This window comes from Microcystis sp. M_OC_Ca_00000000_C217Col, from assembly GCF_007095585.1.
Classification (GTDB): Bacteria; Cyanobacteriota; Cyanobacteriia; order Cyanobacteriales; family Microcystaceae; genus Microcystis; species Microcystis panniformis.
This window is the reverse complement of the sequence record NZ_SFBV01000233.1, coordinates 1-12,399: the sequence shown is the minus strand read 5'-3', so window position 1 is coordinate 12,399 and position 12,399 is coordinate 1. Positions and strand designations below refer to the sequence as shown.

Annotated in this window: 9 protein-coding genes; 6 read left to right on the top strand and 3 right to left on the bottom strand. The window is 43.1% G+C overall.

The window, feature by feature from the left end:
• Positions 1–48 precede the first annotated feature (48 nt).
• Positions 49–924, bottom strand: coding sequence for an N-acetylmuramoyl-L-alanine amidase-like domain-containing protein (locus tag EWV66_RS14195; protein ID WP_287109071.1), 876 nt, complete (start codon positions 922–924; stop codon positions 49–51).
• 806 nt (positions 925–1,730) lie between these two features.
• On the opposite strand from EWV66_RS14195, the gene EWV66_RS14190 reads away from it, so the two are divergent.
• The 5 genes from EWV66_RS14190 to EWV66_RS14170 all read left to right on the top strand — a co-directional run bounded on the left by EWV66_RS14190 (position 1,731) and on the right by EWV66_RS14170 (position 8,137).
• The gene (locus EWV66_RS14190) at positions 1,731–2,087 is read left to right on the top strand and encodes a pentapeptide repeat-containing protein (RefSeq protein ID WP_287109069.1); all 357 of its coding nucleotides are present in this window, start codon (positions 1,731–1,733) and stop codon (positions 2,085–2,087) included.
• Between the two features lie 76 nt (positions 2,088–2,163).
• Positions 2,164–2,520, top strand: a complete 357-nt coding sequence (locus EWV66_RS14185; protein WP_287109067.1) for a pentapeptide repeat-containing protein — start codon at positions 2,164–2,166, stop codon at positions 2,518–2,520.
• A gap of 453 nt (positions 2,521–2,973) precedes the next feature.
• Positions 2,974–6,960: a magnesium chelatase subunit H gene (locus EWV66_RS14180; protein ID WP_287109065.1), complete on the top strand. Its 3,987-nt coding sequence runs from the start codon at positions 2,974–2,976 to the stop codon at positions 6,958–6,960.
• Between the two features lie 60 nt (positions 6,961–7,020).
• Positions 7,021–7,620 (top strand): bZIP transcription factor, encoded by a 600-nt coding sequence (locus EWV66_RS14175; protein WP_287109064.1) that lies wholly within the window; start codon positions 7,021–7,023, stop codon positions 7,618–7,620.
• A gap of 7 nt (positions 7,621–7,627) precedes the next feature.
• Positions 7,628–8,137: a hypothetical protein gene (locus EWV66_RS14170; RefSeq protein ID WP_052276821.1), complete on the top strand. Its 510-nt coding sequence runs from the start codon at positions 7,628–7,630 to the stop codon at positions 8,135–8,137.
• 565 nt (positions 8,138–8,702) lie between these two features.
• On the opposite strand, the gene EWV66_RS14165 is transcribed toward EWV66_RS14170, so the two are convergent.
• Positions 8,703–9,737: a hypothetical protein gene (locus EWV66_RS14165; protein WP_052276822.1), complete on the bottom strand. Its 1,035-nt coding sequence runs from the start codon at positions 9,735–9,737 to the stop codon at positions 8,703–8,705.
• A gap of 468 nt (positions 9,738–10,205) precedes the next feature.
• Between EWV66_RS14165 and EWV66_RS14160 the strand changes: the two genes are divergently transcribed.
• Positions 10,206–11,072 (top strand): 6-pyruvoyl trahydropterin synthase family protein, encoded by an 867-nt coding sequence (locus tag EWV66_RS14160; protein WP_052276823.1) that lies wholly within the window; start codon positions 10,206–10,208, stop codon positions 11,070–11,072.
• A 61-nt stretch (positions 11,073–11,133) separates the two neighbouring features.
• On the opposite strand, the gene EWV66_RS14155 is transcribed toward EWV66_RS14160, so the two are convergent.
• On the bottom strand, positions 11,134–11,943 hold the full coding sequence (locus tag EWV66_RS14155) for an SDR family NAD(P)-dependent oxidoreductase (protein WP_052276824.1): 810 nt from the start codon (positions 11,941–11,943) through the stop codon (positions 11,134–11,136).
• Positions 11,944–12,399 lie beyond the last annotated feature (456 nt).

The window sequence follows — 12,399 nt, the reverse complement described above, 5'->3', positions numbered from 1 at the left end:
ACAATAGGGTGGGACCACAATTTTTTTTCTGCTGCCCTCGCTCCCTATCTACCTATTTCTTGGATCAAGGGAACGAACTACAAAAATACCGATGGCCTTTTCCACTTTAGTGATATATTTTTCTAGGTCTTTAGCAATGGTAACTTGACCAGCAGGAGAGGCATGAATTAAGCCAATTTTGCCATCGGGAAAGCGATAAACTAGACCGGTATGGGTGGTATCTAAACCAGGGATATTAGTCACGACACCGATAATATCGCCAGCTTGTAGTTGTGGATAAATATCTTTAATCTTAGGGGTGGGAATATAGGTTAAGGATAAACTCTCTAATTGCCGTTCTACCTGTTGAATACAATCGTAATTACTTTGAGTTTTTAACTGGGGATATAGAGGTCGATTTTTACTCATAAAATTGAGCTTTTTGTCAAGAGTAATTCCTCCTAATTTGTGAGTAATATTTTCTAGATTACCTCGTTTTTGGTTGTCATTAATCCAATCGGAAAAGTAATGCAAGCGACTACAATAACCGTCGAGAATACCGTGGCGATAACGCTGATTTAAAACCTGCTGACTAAAAGCAGAATACTGATAATTTTTTAAAGCAAAATTGTGACTCAAAGCGAGAACTGTTTCCACAAAAAGGACACAATCAAACTCTTTTAAAGAGATAAATAATTTTTCTGTTGCCGAGCGATCGAGTAATCCTGCTTGATATTTTGCTCCTAAAAATTGAGTGGCGATATTCTGAATTATATCAGCCATGGGTAAGCGATCGAGTTGTTGATTTTGGGCATACTGTACCAGTTTTTGATAATTAGGATCCCTGACTTCTCGAACAAGAATAGTTTCCGATCGAGCTATACTCAAGGGAATTAAAACAGGATTAATTAATAAATAGGGTAAAGTTATCCAATTAAAAAACATTGTCGATCGATTACTGAAAATAATAAGGGTTTATCACCGACTAATACAAATTAACTACCGGAGTTATAATCTGCTGGGTTTAACTGGTATTTCTCATTGTATTCTACTACATAAGTAGGTGGTTATAATTAAATTAAAAATGGATTTTAGGTTCGATCCCCCCTGCCCCCCTTAATAAGGGGGGATCCCCCCTTAATCCCCCCTTATTAAGGGGGGCATCTGATAATTTTTAACGCCTACCTACATATAGCAATTATCTTAATGGTGAGTTATCAGGGTTTCGTTTTGGGGAGACTCCGAGACGATGGAATTGAATTAGCAATGATCAATTCCGAGACAGAAAAGGGGTTTCTCGGAGAAACCCCTTTTCTACTCATGCAAAAGGGGGAATACATAATCATTTTTTAATAACTGGATTTAGTATCAGTCATCGACACAATTTTGAGTAAACCTCTAACCTAGTTATACTAAATCCGTTTTTAATAGTACGCTTAACTCCTAAGTCTAGGTACTTAAGACGTGCGATAGTCAAAGGATTTTCGCGGTCGCTGGTTGATAAAATCCGTCACTCGATCTACGCTTGTTTGAAGATTTGACGGATGCCATTCTCGTCATTTTCTTGATTCCTAAACATCTGTCTCATTGCATTACTTCTAATGGGCTTCTGACTTTTGCCATCATTGATTTTTATAGATATTTGTGGTACATTACATTACAAAAGACGTAGCAATCAGCAGAGAACCTTGTCTATGACTGTCTGCTCGTTGAATTAATCCTTTCATATACCCTAAATTAAGGAGAAGACTATGGCTAATCGATTGGATGTAAGGAAGGTGATGCGGGGTGATAAAGACCTGAGCGGTGCTGACCTGAGCGGTGCTAACCTGAGCCGTGCTATCCTGAGCCGTGCTATCCTGAGCCGTGCTATCCTGGTCGGTGCTGACCTGAACCGTGCTAACCTGATCGGTGCTCACCTGGGCGGTGCTGACCTGATGGGTGCTAACCTGAGCCGTGCTAACCTGATCGGTGCTAGCCTGAGGGATGCTGACCTGAGGGATGCTGACCTGATGGGTGCTGACCTGAGCGATGCTGACCTGCTCGGTGCTAACCTGGAAGGTACGAAAATGCCCGAAGGCTGGGAATTTAGTGTCAGAGCTCGTTAATCAGCAGAGAACCTTGTCTATGACTGTCTGCTCGTTGAATTAATCCTTTCATATACCCTAAACTAAGGAGAAGACTATGGCTGATCCATCCGATCTAATGAAGGCGATGCGCCGTGATAAAAACCTGATGGATGCTGACCTGAGCGATGCTGACCTGAGGCATGCTGACCTGAGGCGTGCTATCCTGAGGGATGCTGACCTGAGCGGTGCTAACCTGAGCGGTGCTAACCTGAGCGGTGCTATGCTGATCCGTGCTAACCTGAGCGGTGCTAACCTGAGGGATGCTGACCTGAGCGGTGCTCACCTGAGGCGTGCTAACCTGAGCCATGCTGACCTGAGCGGTGCTGACCTGAGCGGTGCTGACCTGAGCGGTGCTAACCTGGAAGGTACGAAAATGCCCGAAGGCTGGGAATTTAGTGTCAGAGATAGTTAATCATTTCTGAAGCATTCGATCAAAATCTGGCGTTGCTGAGTAGCGGTATGATTTGGCAAAATTCTCAACCAGTTTTCAGAGCTTTTAGCAATCAACTCATTCTTTGAATCGGCAACGCTTGTCTCAAACTTATTGGAAACGACTATAACAGCGACATCTCGTCCGAGCTGCCATTTCCTACCACTTTTTATTAAAAAAGTCAATAGATTAAATATTAATTTTTGTAAAGAAAAGCCTGAGCAGTTACTCAGAAAGCTCTTTACCATCTGTTACAAAATATGGCAAGATATTTATCGAATTGTGTCAAAACCCAGAGTAAATACTCACTTGGGTTACATTTTCTGATACAAAACAGAAACATATATCTAAATACCTTAAACAAAGGGCGATCGTCATCTGATGACGAAAATCACTTCATACCAGACTCAGCAATCATAAGGAGAACCATCATATATGTTCACTCACGTCAAGTCCACCATTCGTCATATAGTTCCTGACGCGTTGAATGGTCGATCGCTGGTCAAGGTGGTCTATGTCGTGCTAGAACCTCAGTACCAAAGTGCGCTGAGTAGTGCGGTCAGGGAAATCAACGCTAACAACCCGAAACTAGCGATCGAAATTAGTGGTTATTTAATCGAAGAACTGCGCGATGGGGAAAATTATCGCAATTTTCAGGAGGATGTAGCCAAGGCTAATATTTTCATCGCTTCTCTCATTTTTATCGAAGATTTAGCCGATAAAGTGGTGGCCGCTGTCGGTCCCCATCGGGATAAATTAGATGCGGCGATCGTCTTTCCCTCTATGCCCCAGGTAATGCGCTTAAATAAGTTAGGTTGCTTTTCCATGGCACAATTGGGACAGTCTAAGAGTGTCATCGCTAACTTCATGAAAAAGCGCAGGGAAAACTCTGGCGCTGGTTTCCAAGATGCGATGTTAAAGTTATTGCGAACTTTACCGCAAGTCCTGAAATATCTCCCTATGGAAAAAGCTCAGGACGCACGCAACTTTATGTTAAGTTTCCAGTATTGGCTGGGAGGTTCCGCAGAAAATTTAGAGAATTTCCTGTTAATGTTGGCCGATAAGTACGTCTTTGATAACAAGGATGACAGTGTAGTTTACAAAGAACCGGTAGTTTATCCGGATATGGGTATCTGGCATCCTTTATCCCTGAAAATGTTCGAGGATGTCAAGGAATACTTCGCTTGGTACAATAACCGCAGTGATATTGCTGATGACCTCAAAGACCCCTTAGCTCCCTGTGTGGGCTTAATTTTACAGAGAACTCACCTCGTTACTGGTGATGACGCTCATTATGTCGCTCTCGTGCAGGAATTCGAGTCTATGGGTGCGCGAGTCCTTCCCGTTTTTGCTGGGGGATTAGATTTTTCTAAACCGGTAGAAGAATACTTCTGGGATAAAAGCTTAAAAGGAGTGGAAGCGGTTGCTATCGTTGATACGGTAATTTCCCTGACGGGATTTGCTTTAGTGGGGGGTCCAGCGCGACAAGATCATCCGAAAGCGATAGAATCCTTAAAACGTCTCAATCGTCCCTATATGTGCGCGTTACCGCTAGTTTTCCAAACTACTCAGGAATGGGAAGAAAGCGATTTGGGGTTACACCCGATTCAAGTGGCGCTACAGATTGCTATTCCGGAATTAGACGGTGCGATCGAACCTATTATATTATCGGGCCGGGATGGGGCGACGGGTAAAGCGATCGCTTTACAGGATCGGGTAGAAGCGATCGCTCAACGGGCGCTAAAATGGGCTAACCTAAGAAAGAAACCGAAACTGAATAAAAAGGTCGCCATCACCGTCTTTAGTTTCCCCCCCGATAAAGGGAATGTGGGAACCGCAGCCTATCTAGATGTGTTCGGTTCTATCTACGAGGTGATGCAAGCGTTACAAAATAACGGTTATGACTTGCAGGACTTACCCGCATCTCCCAAAGAACTGATGGAAGCGGTAATCCATGATGCTCAAGCACAGTACCATAGTCCGGAGCTAAATATCGCCTATCGGATGTCTGTACCTGAATACGAGCGTTTAACCCCCTATTCTGTCCGTTTGGAGGAAAATTGGGGACCACCACCTGGACACCTCAACAGTGATGGACAAAATCTATTAATCTACGGGAAAGAGTTCGGTAATGTCTTTATCGGGGTTCAACCTACCTTCGGTTATGAGGGGGATCCGATGCGTCTGCTCTTTTCTCGTTCTGCTAGTCCTCACCACGGTTTTGCGGCCTACTATACCTATCTCAATCAAGTCTGGAAAGCAGACGCGGTTCTCCATTTTGGCACCCACGGATCCCTAGAATTTATGCCGGGGAAACAGATGGGAATGTCTGGGGAATGCTACCCCGATAACCTCATCGGGATGATTCCCAATCTCTACTATTATGCCGCTAATAACCCCAGCGAAGCGACGATCGCTAAACGTCGTAGTTATGCGGAAACTATCTCCTATCTCACTCCCCCCGCAGAAAATGCCGGACTCTACAAAGGGTTAAAAGAACTAAGCGAGTTGATCGGTTCCTACCAAACCCTGAAAGATAGTGGGCGTGGGGTGCAAATTGTCAATACCATTGTCGATAAATGTTTATTAGTCAATCTCGACAAAGATATAAGTTTACCTGATGAGGATACGGCCCATCTCAGTCAAGAGGAACGGGATAATATTGTCGGTTCGGTCTATCGCAAACTGATGGAAATTGAATCGCGCTTGCTTCCCTGCGGACTGCACGTTATTGGGAAACCCCCCTCGGCGCTGGAAGCGGTGGCAACTTTGGTCAATATTGCCAGTTTAGACCGGGAAGAGGACGATTTACTTTCCTTACCCCGGATTATTGCTAACAGCATCGGCCGGGATCTAGAGGAAGTTTATCGCAATAGCGATCGAGGTGTGCTGGAGGATGTGGAACTACTGCAAAACATCACCCTCGCGACTCGCGCTGCCGTCGCAACTTTAGTCGAGTCCCAAACCGACGGGTCAGGTCGGGTATCGATGCTTTCTAAGCTGAATTTCTTGAATATAGGCAAGAAATCGCCTTGGATCGAAACTTTACGGTCGATGGGTTATCCACAAGTTGATCCGGTGGCGTTAAAACCCCTGTTTGAATACCTAGAATTCTGTTTAGAACAGGTCTGTGCCGATAATGAATTGGGGGCCCTATTAAAAGCATTGGAAGGAGAATACGTTCTTCCCGGTCCTGGTGGCGACCCCATCCGTAACCCCGGAGTTTTACCGACGGGTAAAAATATCCACGCTTTAGATCCCCAGTCTATCCCGACCCTAGCGGCAGTAAAATCGGCTAAAATCGTGGTGGATCGTCTGTTAGAACGGCAAAAACTGGATAATGGTGGTAAATATCCTGAAACTATCGCTTGTGTTCTCTGGGGAACGGATAATATCAAAACCTATGGGGAATCCCTAGCACAAATTCTCTGGATGGTGGGGGTTCGTCCTCTTCCCGATGCTTTGGGACGGGTGAATAAACTGGAATTGATTCCCCTAGAGGAGTTAGGAAGACCGCGCATTGATGTGGTGGTCAATTGTTCTGGTGTTTTCCGGGATTTATTTATCAATCAGATGAATTTGCTTGACCAAGGGGTAAAAATGGCCGCGGAAGCAAATGAACCGGTAGAGATGAATTATGTCCGCAAACACGCTATGGAACAAGCAAAAGAAATGGGTTTAACGGTTCGACAGGCAGCCACCCGCATCTTTTCTAATGCTTCTGGTTCTTATTCTTCTAACATCAATCTCGCGGTGGAAAATAGCAGTTGGGAAGATGAAAAAGAGTTACAGAATATGTATCTCAACCGTAAGGGTTTTGCTTTCGATTCTGATAATCCGGGGATGATGGCCGATAATCGTCAGTTGTTTGAAGCATCCTTAAAAACTGCGGAGGCAACTTTCCAAAATTTGGATTCTAGCGAGATTAGTTTAACCGATGTTTCCCACTATTTCGACTCGGACCCGACAAAAGTTGTCGCTAGTTTACGCGATGATGGCAAAAAACCGGCGGCCTATATTGCCGATACTACCACCGCTAACGCTCAAGTGCGTACTTTATCGGAAACCGTGCGCTTGGATACCCGCACCAAGTTACTCAATCCCAAATGGTACGAGGGAATGTTAAGTCACGGTTACGAAGGAGTCCGAGAGTTATCGAAGCGTTTGGTTAATACCATGGGATGGTCGGCAACTGCTGACGCGGTGGATAATTGGGTGTATGAAGATGTCAACACCACCTTTATTCAAGATGAGGAAATGTGTCAGCGTCTGATGAATCTCAATCCTAATTCTTTCCGCAAGATGGTGGGAACCCTGCTAGAAGTTAATGGTCGCGGTTACTGGGAAACTTCTCAAGAGAATTTAGACCGCTTACAGGAACTTTATCAAGAAGTGGAGGACCGTATCGAAGGAATCGAGTAGAATAGATAGATAAGACTTGAGAGACTGGCTAATTACCGGTCTCTTGAGTTTTGAACAAAGATGAAAAATAACTTTTGGGGGTTAATTTGGTCTAGTTTTAACGAAATTCAAGGGGTTTTACTCGGTCTTCTTGGATTTTTAGGAGGTATTGCCTTAATTCGTTATCCATTCAATACTTCTATTCCTCTAGATCTAGTAATTATTGTCAGTTTCTTCACCCTACTGTTTATAGCCACTTTGTTAGGTGCTGTTAACACACTTCTTAGACAGAAGCAAAAATTAGAGGCAGAAGTTAAGCAACTTCAGGAGGTAAACCAAAAGCTAGAGACTGAAATTAAACAGCGCATTATCCCTAAAATTCTAAGAGTTCAAAAGAACGCAAACAATAATATTCTATGCTTACTCGAAGCCTCCAATTTATTTGCGTATGATATCTATATTTCTTTCTACTACACGGATGATGACGGGTTTGAAAATTTAATTGGAATAGGTTTCGTAAACGTGATCCAAAATGATGGAAAAATACAAGCTATTCTAAATCAGCCGTCTCCTAACTATCAAAATATTATCGATGCCCTAGATGGAAACGATCCCAAATTAATTGAAAAAATAATCATCAAGCCTAGCAGTCCTAGAAATTTCAATACCGGTCAACCCTAGAAGAAACATGGAAAACCTAACTGAAACGACATTATTATCGCCTAAAGGTACATTCCCCGCCCAGATAGTTAATATCCTTGATCCGTATCGATTAGTCATGAATCGAGGCGAACGAAATAGAATTCAAGTGGGTCGCCGAGTATTGATATATGGGATAAGCGAGGAAGAAATTATAGACCCTAATACGGGAGAATCTTTAGGGTTTCTCGAATTAGTAAGAGGTACGGGAAGAATTATTTTGGTTCAAGATAAAATATCTATTATAGAATCAGACAAAAAGCCAGACATAGATTTAAATAAACTTTATTATTTGATCAGAGAATATCATTTGCTGCAACCTAGAGACTTGTCTGAATTATCTTATATCCCCCCCTTGACTCCTTCTGGAATTGAATACTTAGCAAAGAAAGAGTTACAGTCAACGAGAGAAAGAGAGTTAAAATCAATGATTGATAAATTAGGAAAAAGACTACCGTTTGAAAATCCTCAAGTTGGCGATCTAGTCAAGCCTATTTAATCGTTATAATCAAAAATTAGTCCAGTTGTGCATTTTATTCAGCAAAAAAAGGATTAAGAGGGTTTCTGTAATTCCAGATTTACCCGGATGTATGAGTCAGGGTGAAACTTGAGAAGAAGTGATTATTAATATTGAAGAAGCGAGCGAATTTGGATAGAGACGGTTTATTTTGGTAGCTCTTTTTGCGTAGGTTGGGTTGAACGAAGTGAAACCCAACAACTGTAATTCCAGATTTACCCGGATGTATGAGTCAGGGTGAAACTTGAGAAGAAGTGATTATTAATATTGAAGAAGCGAGCGAATTTGGATAGAGACGGTTTATTTTGGTAGCTCTTTTTGCGGAGGTTGGGTTGAAGGAAGTGAAACCCAACAACTGAGGGTTTCTGTCGGGTTTCGTAGCCTCAACCCGACCTACGAATTGACATAATCTGAGAAAATTGAAAAAAGTGCCAAGTCAATCTCAGTAACGAGTCGCCATCTAAGAGAGATAAGTGAATACTACCCCAAAAACTGGGTAAAAAGAGGACTTCAAACATTACTGTCCGCAATCACCGAGAACCATTGGCTATTGAGCAGTGATGATTTTCAGGGTTTTCATTTGCAGTTGATTCAATTTCGACAGGACACGACGACGCAAAAAGAACTGTTGTTGTTGCCAGAGAGAAAGGGAACACCATTGATTATAGGCGGGAACACATTCATTCAAGATAAACTGATGCCAACATTGAACAAGATGGCTAATAGTCACGGTTTTCGACCTTTCTTGATAATGAGACTTTATTTGCTGCCTTAAGTAATTGTTGTCCCGCAATTGTTTGAGATAATAAATAATATCATTCTCATTATTAGCAGTAAAGAAATCTAGCTCACTTTTGTACTCTGCTTGAAAAGCGGATTCATTTCCTAAAATGGCAGGAACACCTGCTAACCAGGCATTATACAGCTTAGTGGCGGGTTTCCAAGGATAAGTCTCCTTGGAGTCGAAACAACGAACAGCGACGATTGCATCTGCTTGACGATAATCATGCCAAAACTCATCATTAGTTTGAATGCACCAGTTTAAACCTAAATGATCTACCTGCTGTTTCCATTCCGGTTTGCGTAAGGGGGGAGCTAAATTGTAGGTAATGCCAAAATAAACTACATTTTCAAACCGATCGCCCCGTCGGGGATCGCGAGGAATTAAGCCCGGTTGAGTCCAATGGGGTAAAAAGTATCGCTTACCAGGTAAAAGATATTGATCTGCGGCTATTGATTGTATATAAAGTTGAGAAGCAGTTAATTCCTGTCGATTCTGGACGATATGAATTTGAGCGTAGGGTTGAGGATTTCGATCTCCTTTAACACAAACCAGTAATAACTTGGGATAGGGTTGAAAATCATAAGCTAACGATACTCTATGACTAATTACGATACCTTCTTTAGGGATAGTATCTACTAATTCACAGGGAAAGTTAGATTCGCATAATCGCAAATAAGTTTGTAAAATCCAAGCCCATGAACCTCGACCCTTTCGTAATTGATCGGCGTGATCGGGCAAAGGGTCGGGTCGATCGGAAGCGGGAAGATGAAAATAAATAGGAGGTATTTGCTCGGTCATAATTATATTACTTACGAACTAAGTAGTCATGCAAAATTAATTACCTGCCCGATCGAGCTAAAACCCTTACGGGGCAATGATCGTCATGTGTAAATAATTTTGCCTAGGTACTTAACAAAGTGGCGATTCAGAGCCGAAGTGCAACGAATTCTGAAGCGTGCTTGTAGAATACTTGAGCGGGTGTTTGATAGTCAAGGGGTTTTCGGCGTTGCTGATTTGAGACCTGAATCTTATTTTGTGGGATTTTTAAAACCTAGACCCAAATTAACTTTTGGATACGATGCAGGGTTGGCATTCATACCTTGATTCAGCAACGCCATTTTCTCACTCTCGACTCACAGCGATCGCATTCTGCCGGAATTGAGGGATAACTTTCCCCGGTCTGCAAGCAGGAGGAGACAAAACTGGTTTATGCTAGAAAGGGTTACTCTTAACGTAACTTTACAAAGTCATTGATCGCCCACATTTATGGATTGCATCATCAATCGTCGAGCGCGGTTTTCAGCCAGCCATCGCTATTATCTACCAGAATGGGACGAAGCCGAAAATCAAAGACTTTTTGGTCTTGGTAGCCGTTTTCCCGGTCATGGTCACAATTACGAATTATACGTCTCCCTACACAAAGAACTCAATCCTTATGGCATGGTGGAGAATCTCTCCACCGTTAAACAGGTAATTAAACGAGAGATAACCAGTCAATTAGACTACTCCTATCTCAATCAAGTCTGGCCGGAATTTCAGCAAACCCTACCCACCACAGAAAATATCGCCAGAGTTATCTGGCAAAGATTAGCACCCTATTTACCATTGGTCAAAATTCAACTATTTGAACACCCCGAATTGTGGGCAGAATATCAAGGAAAAGATATGGAAGCAACTTTAACCGTCAAAACCCATTTTAGTGCCGCTCATCGTTTGGCTTTACCGCAATTAACCCTCGAACAAAACTCGGAAATCTACGGCAAATGCGCCAGGGTAAACGGTCATGGCCATAATTATCACCTAGAAGTATCCGTGGCGGGGGAAATCGATCCCCGCACCGGTATGATTGTAGATCTAGGGGATTTACAAAAAGCGATCGATGAATTGGTAGTAGAACCCTTCGATCATGCTTTTTTAAATAAGGATATTCCCTACTTTGCCGAAGTGGTTCCCACTGCGGAAAATATTGCCTTACATATCGCTCAACTATTAGGGGAACGGATCCGCCAATTAGGAGCCGAATTAGATAAAGTTAAACTGATTGAAAGTCCCAATAATTCTGCGGAAATCCACTGTCGTGGTTTGGTTCAAGCTCCCCGACAACTTCTAGAAAAAACCCTGACAGCCGTTTAATTGCCTGTTAGTTAAGGTGATTAGGGTGAGCTATGCTCACCCTGATGGATTTAATTAAACCCTAGTTAAACACTTCTCGCCATCCTCGCTTTCCTTTGCCTTGGCGTAAGGGAGAGGCTAAATCGACAATTTTCTCGAGCAGTTTCGGGGCCAATTTTTGACACCAAAGAGCTAGATGACTTTGCCAACCGACGACAATTTCCGTTTTTTCCCTATTTAACCCGGTAATTAGGGTTTGGGCGACTTCTTCGGCGCTCATCGGTTTTAACCATCGAAATAACTGCAATTCTCGCACCATATCCGTATCGGTTAAAGAGGGTAAGAGGGTGACAACTTTGATGTTATGTTCCCGTAATTCCGACCTGAGAGCTTGACTAAAACCCAAAATGGCAAATTTGGTAGCCGAGTAGGTAGCGAAGCTAGGAGCGGCAATTTTACCCATCATGCTGGAAACATTGACGATGGTTCCCTGCCCCCGAATTGCCATCCGGCGGGCAATTAAGCGAGTAACCGTGTACATGGCCATCAGATTTAAAGATATTTCTGCTTGCACTTGCGAGAATTGCGAGCGTAGAAAGGGGGTTTGATGGGCAATACCGGCACAGTTAACGAGGATATCGATGCCACGGCATTCTTGCCAAACCCGGATAATTGAAGGACTAACAAGGTCATTTTCGGTTAAATCTAGGGCTAAAGGTGTGGCAATGACCCCTAGGGACTCAATTTCTTTGGCTAGTTTTTCTAATCGCTCTTGATCTCTGGCAACAATCACAATTCTGCTTAAACCTTGTCGGGCTAATTCTAAGGCGATCGCTCGTCCAATGCCCCGGGATGCCCCCGTGACTAGGGCTGTTTTTCCCTGTAATTTCATGATCAAACTCCTGTTTTAAGCAACAGTACGGGAATTTATTGGTTTTGCTTCTGAAATCTTTGATTTGTGCATCTATGCCCTACATAAGTAGTGAAGCAATCGAGGGATAGATGGATAGGTTAGGGTGCATGGGATTTTTCCTCCTTCAAAGCGCACTCTTGAACCCACGGTAACAGTTGTCTTTACAAACAGCAATCTTTTTTAACACTTTTTCCCCAAAATCACTCGATCGGATGAACGCTCAGGGTGATCCTCGATCGGATGGAAACCCCAGGGGACTTGCAGATATAGGTAGAGTATGCTGAAAAAGTTTGTTGGTGGGGGCAGGGTGTGGGGTCTGACAGGTGTAGGTATTTTACAACTAAGAGGAAGGGGAGTAGTAAAAAGCATCAACGGGGGTGGGAGGGAAAGAACTCCAACGATGAAGGTGAATCGACAAACCTTTTAGTAAATCAG

What these genes read in the sequence shown, in the direction of transcription:
- EWV66_RS14195 (WP_287109071.1), bottom strand. Translation starts at nt 924, where the DNA reads ATGTTTTTTAATTGGATAACTTTACCCTATTTATTAATTAATCCTGTT.
- EWV66_RS14190 (WP_287109069.1), top strand. Translation starts at nt 1,731, where the DNA reads ATGGCTAATCGATTGGATGTAAGGAAGGTGATGCGGGGTGATAAAGAC.
- EWV66_RS14185 (WP_287109067.1), top strand. Translation starts at nt 2,164, where the DNA reads ATGGCTGATCCATCCGATCTAATGAAGGCGATGCGCCGTGATAAAAAC.
- EWV66_RS14180 (WP_287109065.1), top strand. Translation starts at nt 2,974, where the DNA reads ATGTTCACTCACGTCAAGTCCACCATTCGTCATATAGTTCCTGACGCG.
- EWV66_RS14175 (WP_287109064.1), top strand. Translation starts at nt 7,021, where the DNA reads ATGAAAAATAACTTTTGGGGGTTAATTTGGTCTAGTTTTAACGAAATT.
- EWV66_RS14170 (WP_052276821.1), top strand. Translation starts at nt 7,628, where the DNA reads ATGGAAAACCTAACTGAAACGACATTATTATCGCCTAAAGGTACATTC.
- EWV66_RS14165 (WP_052276822.1), bottom strand. Translation starts at nt 9,737, where the DNA reads ATGACCGAGCAAATACCTCCTATTTATTTTCATCTTCCCGCTTCCGAT.
- EWV66_RS14160 (WP_052276823.1), top strand. Translation starts at nt 10,206, where the DNA reads ATGGATTGCATCATCAATCGTCGAGCGCGGTTTTCAGCCAGCCATCGC.
- EWV66_RS14155 (WP_052276824.1), bottom strand. Translation starts at nt 11,943, where the DNA reads ATGAAATTACAGGGAAAAACAGCCCTAGTCACGGGGGCATCCCGGGGC.